Here is a 16575-nt window from a genome sequence, read left to right on the forward strand (position 1 = left end):
ACGGAAGTCAATCCAAGGAGAATCGAGATGTCTGCACGGATGGTTTCGCCCAGGCTGCTGGCCGGGCTGCTTATGGCTGGCGCGATGGGCGCGCTGGCGCCGGTGTCCGCCTTTGCCGCCAAGGATGCGGTGATGGCGGTTGCCTCCACGTTCACCACGCTGGACCCGTACGATTCCAACGACACGCTGTCGCAGGCGGTCGGCAAGACCTTTTACCAGGGGCTCTTCGGCCTGGACAAGGACATGAAGCTGGCCAACGTGCTGGCCGAAAGCTACGACGTCAGCAAGGACGGCCTGGCCTACACCATCAAGCTGAAGAAGGGCATCAAGTTCCACGACGGCACCACCTTCGATGCCGCCGCCGTCAAGGCCAACCTGGACCGCGTCACCAACCCGGCCAACAAGCTCAAGCGCTACACGCTGTTCAATCGTGTGGCCAAGACCGACGTGGTCGACGCCAATACCGTCAAGGTCACGCTGAAGGAGCCGTTCTCGCCGTTCATCAACGTGCTGGCGCATCCGTCGGCGGTGATGATCTCGCCGGCCGCGCTGCAGAAGTACGGCAAGGACATTGCCTTCCATCCGGTGGGCACCGGTCCGTTCGAGTTCGTCGAGTGGAAGCAGCCCGACCACCTGAAGGGCAAGAAGTTTGCCGGCTACTGGAAGACCGGCTACCCGAAGATCGACACCATCACCTGGAAGCCGGTGGTCGACAACAACACCCGCGCCGCCATCATGCAGACCGGCGAGGCGGACTTTGCCTTCAGCATTCCGTTCGAGCAGGCCGCGGTGCTGAAGAACAGCGCCAAGGTGGACCTGATCGCCGCGCCGTCGATCATCCAGCGCTACCTGACCATGAACACCATGGTCAAGCCGTTCAACGACCCCAAGGTGCGCCAGGCGATCAACTACGCCATCAACAAGGAGGCGCTGGCCAAGGTGGCGTTTGCGGGCTATGCGGTGCCGGCCGAGGGCGTGGTGCCGCACGGCGTCGACTATGCCGAGAAGCTGGGCCCGTGGCCGTACGACCCGGCCAAGGCGCGCGCGCTGCTGAAGGAAGCCGGCTACCCGAACGGCTTCGAAACCACACTGTGGTCGGCCTACAACCACACCACCGCGCAGAAGGTGATCCAGTTCGTGCAGCAGCAGCTGCAGCAGGTCGGCATCAAGGCGCAGGTGCAGGCGCTGGAGGCCGGCCAGCGCGTGGAGAAGGTCGAGAGCGTGCCGAAGCCGGAAGACGCCGGCGTGCGCATCTATTACGTGGGCTGGTCGTCGTCGACCGGTGAATCCGACTGGGCGCTGCGTCCGCTGCTGGCTTCGGAATCGATGCCGCCGAAGCTGCTGAACACCGCCTACTACAAGAACGAGCAGGTCGACGCCGATATCGCCGGCGCACTGCGCACCACCGATCGCGGCGAAAAGGCACGGCTGTACAAGGATGCGCAGGAACGCATCTGGAAGGATGCGCCGTGGGCTTTCCTGGTGACCGAGAAGGTGCTGTTCGCGCGCAGCAAGCGCATGAGCGGCGCGTATGTGATGCCGGACGGGTCGTTCAATTTTGACGAGATCGACATCAGGCAGTGAGGGTGAGAGCAGCGGCGGGGGCATGCAGCACCAGGACCGTCCGCGCCGCGAGCAGTCATCCAACAGAGCAGTAGAGCAGTAAGCCGACAGACGGCCGCCTGCCTCGCGACGCGGGGTTCGCAGGCGGGCGGCCCGCGGCCTTTCTTCATGGTGTGTGATGCTGAATTACTTCCTCAAACGCGTGCTGGGCGTGATCCCCACGCTGCTGATCGTGGCGGTGCTGGTGTTCCTGTTCGTCCACCTGCTGCCGGGCGATCCGGCGCGCCTGGCGGCGGGTCCGGAGGCTGACTCGGCCACGGTCGAACTGGTGCGCAAGGACCTGGGCCTGGACCGGCCCCTGCACGAGCAGTTCGTCAACTTCTTCTCAAACGCGCTGCGCGGCGAGTTCGGCAATTCACTGCGCACCAAGCGCCCGGTCAGCGAGGAGATCGGCGACCGCTTCATGCCGACGCTGCTGCTGACGGTGGCGTCGATGGCGTGGGCGGTGGTGTTTGGCATGGCCATCGGCATTGGCTCGGCGGTGTGGCGCAACCGCTGGCCGGACCGCTTCGGCATGACGCTGGCGGTTTCCGGGATTTCGTTCCCGGCCTTCGCGCTGGGCATGCTGCTGATGGAGGTGTTCTCGGTGCAGCTGGGCTGGCTGCCGTCGATCGGCGCCGACAGCTGGCAGCACTACGTGTTGCCCTCGGTCACGCTGGGCGCTGCGGTGGCGGCGGTGATGGCGCGCTTTACCCGGGCTTCGTTCGTCGAGGTGCTGCAGGAAGACTTTATCCGCACCGCCCGCGCCAAGGGCGTGCGCGAGACCCTGGTGGTGGCCAAGCACGGCCTGCGCAACGCCATGATCCCGGTGGTGACCATGATGGGCCTGCAGTTCGGCTTCCTGCTGGGCGGCTCTATCGTGGTCGAGAAGGTGTTCAACTGGCCGGGCCTGGGGCGCCTGCTGGTCGATGCCGTCGAGATGCGCGACTACCCGGTGATCCAGGCCGAGGTGCTGCTGTTCTCGCTCGAATTCATCCTGATCAACCTGGTGGTGGACATGCTCTACACCGTGATCAATCCCACCATCCGCTACAAGTGAGGCCGGCATGACTGAGCTTTCCACGCCCGCCGCAGCGCAAGCGGCATCCGCCACCGCGGCCGCGCCAGAGGCCGTACGCACGCCCTGGACCGAGTTCTGGCGCAAATTCCGCAAGCAGCACCTGGCGCTCGGCGCCGGCGCGTTCGTGCTGCTGCTGGTGCTGGTCGCGGTGCTGGCGCCGCATCTGGTGCCGTACGACCCCGAGAACTATTTCGACTATGACGCGCTCAACGCCGGCCCGTCGGCCGCGCACTGGATGGGCGTCGATTCGCTCGGGCGCGATATCTTCAGCCGCATCCTGGCCGGCACGCGCATCTCGCTGGCGGCGGGCTTCCTGTCGGTGATCATCGGCGCGGTGATCGGCACCGTGCTGGGCCTGCTGGCCGGCTACTACGAAGGCTGGTGGGACCGCATCGTGATGCGCATTTCCGACGTGCTGTTTGCCTTCCCGGGCATCCTGCTGGCGATCGGCATCGTCGCCATCCTGGGCAACGGCATGACCAACGTGATCTTCGCCGTCGCCATCTTCAGCATCCCGGCGTTCGCGCGGCTGGTGCGCGGCAACACGCTGATGCTGAAGCGGCTGACCTATGTTGAGGCTGCGCGCAGCATCGGCGCGTCGGACTGGACCATCCTGGTGCGCCATATCCTGCCGGGCACGGTGTCGTCGATCGTGGTGTATTTCTCGATGCGGATCGGCACCTCGATCATCACCGCCGCCAGCCTGTCGTTCCTGGGCCTGGGCGCGCAGCCGCCCACGCCGGAATGGGGCGCGATGCTCAACGAGGCGCGCGCCGACATGGTCACCGCGCCGCACGTGGCGATCTTCCCCAGCCTGGCGATCTTCCTGACCGTGCTGGCCTTCAACCTGCTGGGCGACGGGCTGCGCGACGCGCTCGATCCCAAGATCGACCGGCGCTGAAGATGAATGCTCCTACCCCAGGCGCGCCGCGCGTCGGCAGCCTTCCCGCGGGGCCGCTGGACAGCATTGCCGACGTGGCCGGCGTCACCGTGGGCCACTGCACGCTGGCAGAGGGCGGCGTGCAGACCGGCGTGACCGTGATCCGCCCGCATGGTGGCGATCCGTACCGCGACAAGGTGCCCGCCGCGGCCACCGTGCTCAATGGCTTCGGCAAGAGCGTGGGGCTGGTGCAGGTGGACGAGCTGGGCGTGCTGGAGACGCCGGTGGCGCTGACCAACACCTTTGCCGTCGGTGCCGTGGCGCAGGCGCAGATCCGCGCGGCGGTGGCGGCCAATCCGGAAATCGGCCGCGCGCTGCCCACGGTCAATCCGCTGGTGTTCGAATGCAATGACGGCTACCTGAACGATATCCAGCGCATGGCGGTGGCCGGCCCGCACTACGATGCGGCGCTGGCCGGCGCGGCAGCCGGATTCGCGCAGGGTGCCGTGGGCGCGGGCCGCGGCATGTCGGCGTTCGGCGTCAAGGGCGGCATCGGCTCGGCGTCGCGCGTGGCGGGCGGCCATCGCGTCGGTGCGCTGGTGCTGGCCAATTTCGGCACGCCCGAATCGCTGACCGTGGCCGGCCGGCTGGTCGGCCCGGAGCTGGCGCGGCGGCTGTCGCTGCCCGGTGGCACGCCGGAACCGGAGAAGGGCTCGATCATCATGATCGTGGCCACCGATGCGCCGCTGGACGCGCGCCAGCTGCGCCGGCTGTCGCTGCGCGCCGGCGCCGGGCTGGCGCGCACCGGTTCGGTGTTCGGGCATGGCTCGGGCGATATCGCGCTGGCGTTCTCGACGGCGTACACCGTGCCCGACGACGCGGCGCGGCCGATGCCGGCAGTTGCGCTGCTGCATGAAACCCGGCTCGACCCGCTGTTCCGGGCCGCGGCCGACAGCGTCGAGCAGGCCATCCTGCATGCCCTGTGGCATGCCGTGCCGGTGCAGGGCCGCGACGGCCACGGCCGTGCCGCGCTGCTCGACCTGATGCCTGAACTGCGCCAGAGCTGCTGATGAAGATCCTTGTTTCCACCGATATCGAAGGCGTGGCCGGCGTGTTCCACGCCGAGCAGACCCGCGCGGGCAACGGCGAATACGAACGCGCCCGCGCCTGGATGACGGGCGAGGCCAATGCCGCTATCGAAGGCGCCTTTGCCGGCGGCGCGGCCGAGGTGCTGGTCAACGATTCGCACGGCGGCTTCCGCAACCTGCTGCCGGACCAGCTCGACCCGCGCGCGCGCGTGGTGCTGGGCAAGCCGCGCTACCTGGGCATGATGGCGGGGGTCGAGTCCGGCGTCGACGGCGTGCTGATGATCGGCTACCACGGCCGCGCGCAGAGCCGCGGCGTGCTCGCGCACACCATCAACAGCGGCGCCTTTGCACGGGTCTGGCTCAACGGCAAGGAGCTCGGCGAGGCCGGGCTGTACGCCGCGCTCGCCGGCGAGTTCGGCGTGCCGGTGCTGATGGCCAGCGGCGACGACGTGTTCGTGCAGGAAACCCACGCGCTGATGCCGTGGGTGCGCTATGTCGAGACCAAGACCGCGGGCGGCTTCGGCAGCGGCGCCTCGCTGTCCCCGGCGGCAGCGCGCGCAGCCATTGCCGCGGCGGCAACGGCCGCGGTGCGCGAGCGCGCGCAGGCGCAATGCCTGCGCATTGCCGCGCCGGTGGCGTGCACGCTGCAGACGCAGACCCCGGCGCATGCCGACCTGTTCTGCCAGTGGCCGACGCTGGAGCGCCGCGACGGCGTGACGCTGTCGTTCCAGGCCGATTCGGTGCAGGCCGCGGTGCGCATGCTGAACTGCCTGTCGGCGATGTCGTTCATGCTGAAGTAGCACGGTGCGGCGTGGCGGGCCGGCCACGTCCCGCAGATTTGCGACAATGGCGGGTCGAGCAACAGGCAGGCCATACACAACGCATGACCCAGGCACACGACGGCGGCTGGATCCCGGTACGCAAGGATTTCGTCGATCCCGCCACACGCTGCCACGCGCGCGGCGCCAGCCGCCGCCATCACGGCTTTCCGGAAGGCCAGGCTTATATCCTGCGCGACGCCGCCGGGCACGAGTACCCGTTCGGCGAGGACTGCGCGCGCGCCGCGCTGGCGCAGCCGGCGCTGCTGCGGCAGGTGCCCGACTACACCGAGCGCGACGTGGTGCCGCGCACGGCCTTGCCGGAACTGCCCGCGGGCCCGCGCCGGCGCGACCCCGCGCAGGACCGTGCGGTCGAACGCGCCGCGGCGATCCGCTACCTGGTGCTGCGCATGGAAAAGGTGGCCGCGGTGCCGCGCGTGCAACCCACGGTGCGCTTCCCGGCGCTGGAGGACGTCTACGCGCAATACCAGCGCAGCGGCGACATCGCCCCGGCGCAGGTGCGCCGCATCCTGGCGATCGAGCGCAGCCCGTCGACGCCGCCGCGGCTGCGCGCGACCAACCTGCTCGACGTCTATACCGCGCACGTGAAGCTGGAACGGCTGATCGCGGCGTCGACCAGCGTCGACAACATCCGCTTCCTGCGCAGCCTGCATGACTGGCTGGCGCGGCACCTGGTGCTGACCGCCGCGCAGCTGGCCGCGGCCGGGATCGCGATGCATCCGCAGGCGTTCACGTCGGCCGGCATCTGGGGTCCCGAGGCCGAGGCACCCCCCGCGGCGGACAGGCCCCAGTCCGGTTCGCTGTTCTAGCCGCGACTGGCGAGACCCGCCGAATTGGCGTCTAATGCCTGCATCGCATCCGCGGGTGACGCCATGAGCCATTTTTCTCGCAGCTATGCCGAAGCGCGCCAGACCTTCCTGGACGCCGCCCGCGCCGCGGGCGCCGCGCTGGCGCAATTTCCGCATCCCACCCGGCGCGGCAGCGCCGGCGAAGACTTGGCGATCGACGTCGCGCTGGCCGGCGCGCCCGAGGCCCGGCGCTGCATCATGGTGACCTCGGGCACGCACGGCGCCGAGGGCTTTGCCGGATCGGGGGCGCAAACGGCGCTGCTGCACGACGCCGCGCTGCTTGCCGATTGCGCCGCCGCCGATGCCTGCCTGCTGCTGGTGCACGCGGTCAATCCCTATGGCTTCTCGCACCTGCGCCGGGTCAACGAGGACAACGTCGACCTGAACCGCAACTTCATGGATTTCTCGCAGCCGCTGCCGCACAACGCCGCCTATGCCGAAATCGCGCCGCTGCTGCTGCCGGCGCAATGGCCGCCGTCGGAGGCGGACCAGGCGCGGCTGATGAAGGCGGTGGCCGAGCGCGGCATGGCGTGGTACCAGGCCGCGGTCAGCAGCGGCCAGTACCAGGACCCGGGCGGCATGTTCTACGGCGGCGACAAGGCTACCTGGAGCAACTACACGCTGTGCCGCATCCTGGCGCGCTTCGGCGCCGGCCGCGCGGCGCTGCGCTGGATCGACATCCATACCGGCCTGGGCCCGTGGGGCTACGGCGAACCGATCCACATGGGCCCGGATACGCCCGAATCGATCACGCACACGCGCGCGATCTGGGGCGAGCGCGTGACCTCGATCTACGATGGCTCGTCGACCTCGGCCAACCTGACCGGGCTGGCCTGGCACGCCGTGCCACAGACCCTGCCGGCGGTGGACTACGCCGGCATCGCGCTCGAGTTCGGCACGCTGCCGGTGGGCGAGGTGCTCGACGCCCTGCGCGGCGACCACTGGTTGCACCGGCATCCCGAGGCCGACGAAAACCAGCGCGCGCTGGTGCGCCAGGCGATGTGGCGCGCCTTCTACGGCGATGCCGACGACTGGCGCGACGGCGTGGTCGCGCAAGTGAGCGACGCCGTGCGCAGCACCATCGCATCGGCCTAGCGAGTGGGGTTCAGGCCGCAGGCGTCATCTGGTATTGTCCGGGCTTGGCGGTAGAGTGCCGAGCCAGGCACTGCCGCCATGCCCGGGCCGGGGTGCCACGGCCGGGCCAGAGCCAGACCAACACCAAGAACAAGACGGAAGCGGCCGCCGCGCGCGCTTCCGGCATCAGCTCGGCAGGGAGGCCGGCGCGATGACGCTCTACGAACTGAAACCCAGGTTCCAGGCCTGGCTGCGCCCCGTGGTGCAAGACCTGGCGCAGCGCGGCGTGACCGCCAACCAGGTCACGCTTGCCGCGGCCGCCGGATCGCTCGCAGTTGGCGTGCTGGCCACGCTGGGCATGCAGGTGGCCGAGACCCCGGCGCTGTTCCTGCTGTTTCCGCTGTGGTTGTTCGGGCGCATGGCGCTCAATGCCATCGACGGCATGCTGGCGCGCGAGCATGGCCAGCAGAGCGTGCTGGGCGCCTACCTGAACGAGCTCGGCGACATGGTCTCGGACCTGGCGCTGATCCTGCCGCTGGCCGCGCTGCCCGGCTTCAGCCTGGGGCAGGTCGGTACCTTCGCGCTGCTGGCGCTGCTGGTGGAGGCCACCGGGCTGATCGGGCCGCTGGCCGGCGCCAGCCGGCGCTACGACGGCCCGCTCGGCAAGAGCGACCGGGCCTTCGCGCTCGGCGCGATCGCGCTGTGGGCCGGCCTGGGGCTGGGCTTCGGCGCGGCCGCCAGCTGGCTGTGGCTGCTGCTGTCGCTGTTGTCGCTGTTTACGATGGCCAACCGGGTGCGCCGCGGCATTGCCGAGGCGCAGTCCCGCCTTGCGGAGTAGCGCGATGGACCGACCGTCTTCCCGCCAGCCGCTGCAGCGGCAATTCGAGACCCACGACGGCCAGGCGCTGTGCTATCGCCACTGGCCCGCAGTGGAAGGGCCGGCGCGTGGCGCCGTGCTGCTGTTCCACCGTGGCCACGAGCATTCCGGCCGGGTCGCCCACCTTGCCGACGAGCTCAACCTGCCCGGCCACGACATCTTCGCCTGGGATGCGCGCGGCCATGGCAATTCGCCCGGCGAACGCGGCTACAGCCCCAGCCTGGCCGATTCGGTGCGCGACATCCAGACCTTCACCGCGCATATCGCCGAGGTCCATGGCATCCCGCTGGAACGTACCGCGGTGGTCGCGCAGAGCGTGGGCGCGGTGCTGGCCGCGACCTGGGTGCACGACTACGCGCCGCCGATCCGCGCGCTGGTGCTGGCGTCGCCGGCGTTCAAGGTCAAGCTGTACGTGCCGTTCGCGCGGCCGGGGCTGAAGCTGATGCAGCGCCTGCGCGGCAAGTTCTTCGTCAACAGCTACGTCAAGGCAAAGTTCCTGACCCATGATCCCGAGCGCATCGCCAGCTATGACAGCGATCCGCTGATCACGCGCCCGATCGCGGTCAATATCCTGCTCGACCTGTACCAGACCGCCGAGCGCATCGTCGCCGATGCGGCCGCGATCACGGTGCCGACGCAACTGCTGATCTCCGGCGCCGACTGGGTCGTGCACCGCGGGCCGCAGGACCGCTTCTACGAGCGCCTGGGTTCGCGCACCAAGGAACGCATCGTGCTGGACGGCTTCTACCACGATACCCTTGGCGAGCGCGATCGCAAGCAGGCGGTCGATGCCGCGCGCCGCTTTATCCTGCGCGAATTCGACACGCCGTCGGCGCCGCGCTCGCTGCTCGACGCCGACCAGATCGGCCCGTTCCGCGAGGAGGCGGACCGGCTGGCGTCGGCGCCGGGCGGACTGGCCGCCTGGTACTGGCGCGCGGCGCGGGCCAACCTGAAGCTGGGCGGGATGCTGTCGGACGGGGTGCGGCTGGGCCATCAGACCGGCTTCGACTCGGGCTCGACACTCGACTATGTCTACCGCAACACGCCGTCCGGCCGCGGCGCGCCGGGCCGGCTGGCCGACCGGCAATACCTGGACGCGATCGGCTGGCGCGGCATCCGCCAGCGCAAGGTCCACGCCGAGGCGCTGATCGCCGAGGCGGTGCGGCGCCTGCGCGTGGCCGGCATGCCGGTGCGCATGGTCGATATCGCCGCCGGCCATGGCCGCTACGTGCTGGAAGCGCTGGGCGCGCTGGAGGGCGGCGCGGGCGCGGTCGAGTCGATCCTGTTGCGCGACTACAGCGCGCTGAACGTGGAGCAGGGCCGCGCGCTGATCGCCGCCAAGGGCCTGCAGGGCGTGGCCCGCTTCGAGCAGGGCGATGCCTTCGACGGCGACAGCCTGGCCGAGCTGGCGCCGGCGCCGACGCTGGCGGTGGTGTCCGGCCTGTACGAGCTGTTCCCCGACAACGCCATGGTGCGGCGCTCGCTCGACAGGCTGGCGCGCGCGGTGCCGCCGGGAGGCTACCTGGTCTACACCGGCCAGCCCTGGCATCCGCAGCTGGAGTTCATCGCGCGCGCGCTGACCAGCCATCGCGCCGGCGCCGCCTGGGTGATGCGGCGCCGCTCGCAGGCCGAGATGGATGAACTGGTGCGGACCGCCGGCTTCGACAAGGTCACGCAGCGCATCGACCCGTGGGGCATCTTCACCGTCAGCCTGGCGCGCAGGCGCGGCGCATGAGCACGGTGCCGACGCAGGCGGGCGCCGGGGTGCAGCCGCGGCGGCCGTGGGGCCTGGCGTGCCTGCTGCTGGCGCTGGCCGGCGCGTTGTTCTTTTCCAGCTATGGCTTTGCCAACTGGCTGGCGAGCCAGCGCGCCGAGGTGCCGTCGTTCTATTTCGCATGGGAGCGGGGCATTCCGTTCCTGCCCTGGACCATCGTGCCGTACTGGTCGATCGACCTGCTGTACGGCCTCTCGTTCTTCCTGTGGCGCAGCCGCGCGGCGCTGCTGACGCACGTGAAGCGGCTGGTGATGGCGCAGCTGGTGTCGGTGGTGTGCTTTATCGCCTTCCCGCTGCGCTTCCGCTTTGCGCGGCCCGCTGCCGACGGCCTGCCGGGCCAGCTGTTCACGCTGCTGGGCGGCTTCGACCTGCCGTTCAACCAGGCGCCGTCGCTGCATATCAGCCTGCTGGTGATCCTGTGGGTCGCCTTCGCGGCGCGCCTGCGCGGCGGCTGGCGCTGGCTGCTGCACGGCTGGTTTGCGCTGATCGGGGTGTCGGTGCTGACCACCTGGCAGCATCACCTGATCGACGTGCCCACCGGCGCGCTGGTGGGCTGGCTGTGCGTTTACCTGCTGCCGATGCAGCTGCCCGCGGCCGCGGCCGGCGCGCCCGATGCGCGCACGCGGCAGCTGTCGCGCCGCTACGGCGTGGGCGCGGTGGTGGCGCTGCTGTGCGCGGTGCTGGCGGTGGGCGCATCGGTGACGCTGGCGTTCCTGCTGCTGTGGGCGGCGCTGGCGCTGGCCTGCGTGGCACGCATCTACGCGCTGGCGGCGCCGGCGTGGTTCCAGAAGGATGGCGACGGCACCATGGCGCCGGCCGCGCGCTGGGTGCTGGCGCCTTACCTGCTGGGCGCCTTCATCAATTCACGCTGGTGGACGTGGCGCGCGCCGCAGGCCAGCGCGATCGCGCCGGGTGTCTGGGTGGGCCGCTTCCCGACAACGTCCGAGCTGCGCGCGCTCGGTGCGGATGCCGTGCTTGACCTCAGCGCCGAGCTGCCGCGCGCGGCCACGGCACCCGGCCTGGCGTATCGCTGCGTACCCGTGCTGGATCTGACCGTGCCGACGCCGCAGCAGCTCGCGCAGGCGGTGGCGCAGCTCGACGCCTGGCAACGGCAGGGACGCCGCGTGCTGGTCAGCTGTGCGCTGGGCTATTCGCGCAGCGCGCTGGTGGCGGCGGCGTGGCTGGCGCGGCGGCACGGGCTGCGCGATGCCGGCGCCGCGCTGGCGCTGCTGCGCCAGCATCGGCCGGCGGTGGTGCTCGAGCCCGAACATGCCGAAGCGCTGCAGCGCTGCCTGGATCATGCCGCTATCCAAGAGCCTGGCGATGGCCGCTGACCGGGACGCTGATGTCGTGCAAGGTACCGACGCCTGGATCGCGCACGCGGTGACGGGCGCGCTGGCTGGAGCCGCGTGGATCGGCGCCGCCGGACTGGCGTTCGCCATGCTGGCGGCTGGGCTGGGCGCGGGCACCGCGATGTCGCGCTGGCCGGCGGCACTGGCGCTGCTGCTGGCGCTGCCCCAGCTGTGGCTGCTGCTGCGCGTCGCGATCGACCAGCGCCTGTTCGGTGCGCTTGCGGCCTGCGCGCCGGACCAGCCCGGGCTGGCCAGGCTCGATGCCGCGCTGCTCGAACTGGGCTGGATGCCCGCCCAGCGCGCCGAGCGCCCCATGGCTGAACGCGCCCGCGGCGCGCTGCGCCTGGTGCGCGCCAGCGCGGTGCTGACCGTGTGCCAGCTGCTGCTGGCCTTGCTATCGCTGATCCTGAGGTAACCAACCATGTGGCTTGCCCGCGCGACCGCGCGCGCCATCATCGTCTTCGCCCGGCTGCTGACGGGCATGCGCGCCAACTGGCAGGGCTGCATCCCGGCCGCGGTGCAGCGCGTCTACTTTGCCAACCACAGCAGCCACGGCGATTTCGTGCTGATCTGGGGCTGCCTGCCGCCCGACCTGCGCACGGTGACGCGGCCGGTGGCGGGCGCCGACTACTGGCAGAAATCACCGCTGCGCCGCTTTATCGGCCGCGACGTGTTCCGCGCGCTGCTGATCGACCGCACCCGCAGCGAACCCGGCAGCGACCCGGTGGCGCTGATGCAGGCCGGGCTGGCGGCGGGCGACTCGCTGATCCTGTTTCCCGAAGGCACGCGCAACACCACCGACGCGCGCCTGCTGCCGTTCAAGAGCGGCATCTACCACCTGGCGCGGGCCTGTCCCGCGGTCGAGTTCGTGCCGGTGTGGATCGACAACCTGAACCGCGTGATGCCCAAGGGCGAAGTGGTGCCGGTGCCGCTGTTGTGCACCGTGACCTTCGGCGAACCGCTGCGGCTCGCCACCGACGACAGCAAGGAAGCGTTCCTTGCGCGCTGCCGCGACGGCCTGCTCGCCCTGGCCCCGGAACTGGAATGAACGCCATGCCCACCCTGCATTGGAGCCGCGAGACCTGGCTGCTGTTCGGCGGCCTGTTCGGCGTGCTGCTGCTCGCTTCCACCGTGACCGCGCTGCTGCGCTGGCGCGTCGCCGGCGGCGGCCAGCACGCGGTGATCGACAACCTGGGGCAGCGCGTGTCGGCCTGGTGGTGGATGATCGGCATCATGGGCGTGGCCTTTGCGCTGGGGCGCACCGCGGTGATCGTGCTGTTCTACCTGCTGTCGTTCTTCGCGCTGCGCGAGTTCGTCACCATCACCACCACGCGGCGCGGCGACCATCGCGCCATCGTCGCCGCGTTCTTCGTGTTCCTGCCGCTGCAGTACGTGCTGGTCTATATCGGCTGGTACGGCATGTTCTCGATCCTGATCCCGGTCTATGCCTTCCTGGTGCTGCCGATCCTGGCGGCGCTGTCGTCCGAGACCACGCGCTTCCTGGAGCGCTGCGCCGGGGTGCAGTGGGCGGTGATGGTGTGCGTGTTCTGCATTTCGCACGTGCCGGCGCTGCTGACGCTGCCGATCCCTGGCTTCGATGGCCGCAACCTGCTGCTGATCGCCTTCCTGGTGATCGTGGTGCAGGGCAGCGACGTGTTGCAGTACGTGTGGGGCAAGCTGTGCGGCAAGCGCAAGATCGCGCCGCTGCTGTCGCCGTCCAAGACCGTCGAGGGCTTTGTCGGCGGCGTCGCCAGCGCCACCGCGCTGGGCGCGGCGCTGTGGTGGATCACGCCGTTCTCGCCGTGGCAGGCCGGCGCGATCGCGCTGGTGATCGCGCTGATGGGCTTCCTCGGCGGCCTGGTGATGTCGGCGATCAAGCGCGACCGCGGCATCAAGGACTGGGGCCACATGATCCAGGGCCACGGCGGCATGCTCGACCGGCTCGATTCGGTAGTGTTCGCCGCGCCGGTGTTCTTCCACGTGACGCGCTACTGGTGGGTGCCCTGAGCCGATCGGGGCCTCACAGCGCCATCTCTTCGCACCACGCCACCACGGCATCGCGGAAGTCCTGGCAGATCGGCGACAGGTAGCCGTCGGCGCGCCACAGCACCGCCAGCTCGTGCTGCCACGACGTGCCCGGGGCCTCGATCGCGGCCAGTCCCTGACCCTCGGCCTGGCGCAGCATGCGCGGCGGCATGATGCCGAGCAGGTCGGAGTGCCGCAGCAGTTCGCCGAACGCGACCGGCGACGCCGTGCTTTCCACCGCCACGCGCGGCGGCGGCAGCCCGACCGCGGTGAACCGTTCTTCCAGCCACTGGCGCAGGTACAGCGAACTGGCCGGCACCACCCAGCGTTCGCCGGCGAGGTCGGCCAGCGTGCGAAAGCCGTCGCGGCGCGGATGGGCGCTGCGGCACACGATCTGCATGCTGAGCGGGCCGAGCGGCAGCCAGGCAACCTCCGCCGGCACGCTGGCGGGGCGCGCAGCGAGGATCAGGTCGGCTTCGCCGTTCTGCAGCATCGCCATCAGGCGCGCGCTCAGATGGGTCTCGATCGAGAACGTGGCCAGCGGCCGGCTCAGGAAGAAGCGCGCCAGCAGCGGCGACAGCAGCGACGGCAGCAGGTAGGGGATGGCGCCCAGGCGCACCGTGCCCGCGCGCGCGGCGCGCTGCTCGGCCAGTTCGCTGCGCATGTCGCCGGCGGCCAGCGAGATCCGGCGCGCATGCGCGGCCAGGGTGCGGCCCGCGCCGGTCGGCACCAGGCCGCGCGGGGTGCGCTCGAACAACGGCATGCCGGCTTCGCCTTCCAGCCGCGCCAGCGTCTTGGACAGCCCGGACTGGGTCATGCCCAGGGTCTCGGCGGCGCGGTGCAGGTTGCCCTGGTCGATCACGACCAGGAAGGCTTCTAGATCCTCGAATCGCATGGGCGGGATGGCGCTGGGGGTGCGGGCCATTGTAGCGCCATGCCTGCCAGGACTTGGCTAGCGCCGCGCAGGAATCACGCCGGCCCGGGCGCTGGCCTAGACTGCGTGGCATCCCTCGCGCATCGCACAGCAGTGGACACTGCGGCGGGCACTACAGAAGGGAGCCAGACAGGAGACCCATCGATGCCATACCGTTCCGCATGGCTGCGCGCAGCCATGACCGCCATAGTGCTGGCCGCCGTTCCCACCCTGATACCGGCCGCGGCCGCGGCTGCCGATCCCGCCCCCGCCGAACCCTATCCGTCGCGGCCACTGACCATCGTGGTGCCGTCGGTGGCGGGCAACGTCAACGACGCCGTGGCGCGGCTGATCGGGCAGGAACTGACCAAAAGCTGGGGCCAGCCCGTGATCGTCGACAACAAGCCCGGCGCGGGCACCACCACCGGCACCAAGTATGTGGCCAGGGCGCCCAGGGACGGCTACACCGCGCTGCTGACGTTTACCGCGCACGTGCAGAACCCGTCGCTGTACCGCGGCATCGGTTATGACCCGATCGCGGATTTCACGCCGGTCAGCGAGGTGGCGATCTCGTCCACCATGCTGGCGGTGTCGCCGGACTTTCCCGCGCGCACGCTGCCGGAGGTGGTGGCGCTGCTCAAGGCCAATCCCGGCAAGTACCCGTATGGCTCGTACGGCGCCGGCACCACCGGGCATATCCTGGGCGAGCTGTTCAAGCGCGAGGCCGGCCTGCAGATGGAGCACGTGGCGTACAAGGGCGGTGCGCCGCTCGCCACCGACCTGGCGGCGGGGCATGTGAAGCTCGGGTTTATTGCCGTGGGCACGGCGATGCCGCTGCTGCAGGGCGGCAAGCTGGTGCCGGTGGCGCTTGCCGGGGCGGAGCGCTCGGCCTTGCTGCCCAGGGTGCCGACCTTCCGCGAGGCCGGCTACCAGGGCTTCGAGCCGGATGCGTGGATGGGCCTGCTGTTCCCGGCCGGCGTGCCCAGGGCGCGGGTCGATGCACTGTCGCGCGAGGTTGCGCGCATCGTGCGCCTGCCCGAGATCGCCAGGAAGATGCAGGACCTGAACCTGGTGCCGGTGGGCAGCACGCCGGAGGCCTTCGCCACGGTGATGAAGAACGACCGCGACAAATGGAGCCGCATCATCCGCGATGTCGGCATCACGCTGGAGTAAGGGATTGACCATGCAAGACAACGACTATCTGGGGCTGGTCTGCTCGCGCTGGTGCCACTGGAGCGAACTGGAACTGCGGCGCCTGCGGCGCCAGCCGCTCGGGCCGGGGCAGGTGCGCATCCGCGTGCGGCACGCGGGCGTCGGCTTTGCGCTCAGCCTGTTCGTGTCGGGCAAGTACCAGCGCAAGCCGCCGTTGCCATTCACGCCGGGCACCGAAGCGGCCGGCGAGATCCTGGAGGTCGCGCCGGACGTGACGCGGCTGCACGTGGGGCAGCGCGTGGCGGCGGCGCTGGACTGGGGCGGCTTTGCCGAAGAAGTCGTGACGACCGCGGATACGGTTTATCCGGTGCCGGACGGACTCGCCCTCGCGCACGCCGCCGCGCTGCCGATCACCTGCGGCACGGTGTGGGCCGCGCTGGCGTGGCGCGTGGCCCTGCAGCCGGGCGACACCATGCTGGTCCACGGCGCCAGCGGCGCGCTGGGCACGGCGGCGGTGCAGGTGGGCAAGCTGATGGGCGCGCGCGTGATTGCCACCGCCAGCACCGCGGCCAAGCGCGAAGCCGCACTTGCCAACGGCGCTGCGCATGCGCTACCAGCCGATGCCGAGACGCTGGCGGCATCGGTCAAGGCGCTATGCCCGGCCGGCGGCGCCGACGTGGTGTTCGACCCGGTCGGCGGCGACCTGTTCGATGCCTCGCTGCGCTGTGCGGCGCCGGGCGCGCGGCTGCTGTCGATCGGTTATGCCAGCGGCCGCATCCCGTCGGTGCCGGCCAACCTGCTGCTGGTGAAGAACCTGACGCTGGTCGGCTTCAACTTTGGCTACTACATCGGCTGGGGCCTGACCGACGAGCGCCGGCGCTTTGCGCCACGGGTGCAGGCCATGGTCGGCGAGATCATGCAGGCGGCCGCCAGCGGCCGGCTGGCGCCGCCGGTGCTGCAGCACTTTGCGCTGGACGACTGGCTGAACGCGGTCGACACCACCATGTCGCGCCGTGCCATCGGCAAGGTCATGCTGGATATCTGAACGGAGCCAACTGATGCACGATGTC

General features: G+C 70.2%; 16 protein-coding genes. 15 read left to right on the top strand and 1 reads right to left on the bottom strand.

What is annotated here, in order from left to right; translation table 11 throughout:
* Positions 1 to 27 precede the first annotated feature (27 nt).
* From gsiB to C7416_RS07695, 13 genes are all read left to right on the top strand, one after another.
* On the top strand, positions 28 to 1584 hold the full coding sequence (gene gsiB, locus C7416_RS07635; RefSeq protein ID WP_111517845.1) for a glutathione ABC transporter substrate-binding protein GsiB: 1557 nt from the start codon (positions 28 to 30) through the stop codon (positions 1582 to 1584).
* 157 nt (positions 1585 to 1741) lie between these two features.
* Positions 1742 to 2662, top strand: a complete 921-nt coding sequence (gene gsiC, locus C7416_RS07640) for a glutathione ABC transporter permease GsiC (protein WP_092308740.1) — start codon at positions 1742 to 1744, stop codon at positions 2660 to 2662.
* A 7-nt stretch (positions 2663 to 2669) separates the two neighbouring features.
* A complete protein-coding gene (gene gsiD, locus C7416_RS07645) occupies positions 2670 to 3584 on the top strand; it encodes a glutathione ABC transporter permease GsiD (RefSeq protein WP_111517846.1) in 915 nt (304 codons plus the stop codon).
* A gap of 2 nt (positions 3585 to 3586) precedes the next feature.
* Positions 3587 to 4633, top strand: a complete 1047-nt coding sequence (locus C7416_RS07650) for a P1 family peptidase (protein WP_111517847.1) — start codon at positions 3587 to 3589, stop codon at positions 4631 to 4633.
* A complete protein-coding gene (locus C7416_RS07655; protein ID WP_111517848.1) occupies positions 4633 to 5451 on the top strand; it encodes a M55 family metallopeptidase in 819 nt (272 codons plus the stop codon). The genes C7416_RS07650 and C7416_RS07655 overlap by 1 nt, the downstream gene beginning before the upstream one ends.
* An 83-nt stretch (positions 5452 to 5534) precedes the next feature.
* Positions 5535 to 6299 carry a hypothetical protein gene (locus C7416_RS07660; RefSeq protein WP_111517849.1) on the top strand — a complete coding sequence of 255 codons (765 nt, stop codon included), beginning with the start codon at positions 5535 to 5537 and terminating at the stop codon, positions 6297 to 6299.
* A gap of 63 nt (positions 6300 to 6362) precedes the next feature.
* Positions 6363 to 7433, top strand: a complete 1071-nt coding sequence (locus C7416_RS07665; RefSeq protein ID WP_111517850.1) for a M14 family metallopeptidase — start codon at positions 6363 to 6365, stop codon at positions 7431 to 7433.
* 190 nt (positions 7434 to 7623) lie between these two features.
* Positions 7624 to 8250: a CDP-alcohol phosphatidyltransferase family protein gene (locus C7416_RS07670; RefSeq protein ID WP_111517851.1), complete on the top strand. Its 627-nt coding sequence runs from the start codon at positions 7624 to 7626 to the stop codon at positions 8248 to 8250.
* Between the two features lie 4 nt (positions 8251 to 8254).
* A complete protein-coding gene (locus C7416_RS07675) occupies positions 8255 to 10024 on the top strand; it encodes a bifunctional alpha/beta hydrolase/class I SAM-dependent methyltransferase (RefSeq protein ID WP_111517852.1) in 1770 nt (589 codons plus the stop codon).
* Positions 10021 to 11397, top strand: a complete 1377-nt coding sequence (locus tag C7416_RS07680) for a phosphatase PAP2/dual specificity phosphatase family protein (RefSeq protein ID WP_111517853.1) — start codon at positions 10021 to 10023, stop codon at positions 11395 to 11397. The genes C7416_RS07675 and C7416_RS07680 overlap by 4 nt, the downstream gene beginning before the upstream one ends.
* A gap of 16 nt (positions 11398 to 11413) precedes the next feature.
* Positions 11414 to 11830, top strand: a complete 417-nt coding sequence (locus tag C7416_RS07685) for a hypothetical protein (protein WP_258400989.1) — start codon at positions 11414 to 11416, stop codon at positions 11828 to 11830.
* Between the two features lie 6 nt (positions 11831 to 11836).
* On the top strand, positions 11837 to 12463 hold the full coding sequence (locus C7416_RS07690; protein ID WP_111517855.1) for a lysophospholipid acyltransferase family protein: 627 nt from the start codon (positions 11837 to 11839) through the stop codon (positions 12461 to 12463).
* On the top strand, positions 12460 to 13422 hold the full coding sequence (locus C7416_RS07695; RefSeq protein ID WP_111517856.1) for a phosphatidate cytidylyltransferase: 963 nt from the start codon (positions 12460 to 12462) through the stop codon (positions 13420 to 13422). The genes C7416_RS07690 and C7416_RS07695 overlap by 4 nt, the downstream gene beginning before the upstream one ends.
* A gap of 13 nt (positions 13423 to 13435) precedes the next feature.
* On the opposite strand, the gene C7416_RS07700 is transcribed toward C7416_RS07695, so the two are convergent.
* Positions 13436 to 14335, bottom strand: coding sequence for a LysR family transcriptional regulator (locus C7416_RS07700; RefSeq protein WP_111518113.1), 900 nt, complete (start codon positions 14333 to 14335; stop codon positions 13436 to 13438).
* Between the two features lie 183 nt (positions 14336 to 14518).
* Between C7416_RS07700 and C7416_RS07705 the strand changes: the two genes are divergently transcribed.
* Together C7416_RS07705 and C7416_RS07710 are read left to right on the top strand one after the other, a co-directional pair.
* A complete protein-coding gene (locus C7416_RS07705) occupies positions 14519 to 15526 on the top strand; it encodes a tripartite tricarboxylate transporter substrate binding protein (protein WP_111517857.1) in 1008 nt (335 codons plus the stop codon).
* 10 nt (positions 15527 to 15536) lie between these two features.
* Positions 15537 to 16550: an NADPH:quinone oxidoreductase family protein gene (locus C7416_RS07710; protein WP_111518115.1), complete on the top strand. Its 1014-nt coding sequence runs from the start codon at positions 15537 to 15539 to the stop codon at positions 16548 to 16550.
* Positions 16551 to 16575 lie beyond the last annotated feature (25 nt).

The sequence above is a fragment of the Cupriavidus phytorum genome, assembly GCF_003254285.1.
GTDB classification, from domain to species: Bacteria; Pseudomonadota; Gammaproteobacteria; order Burkholderiales; family Burkholderiaceae; genus Cupriavidus; species Cupriavidus phytorum.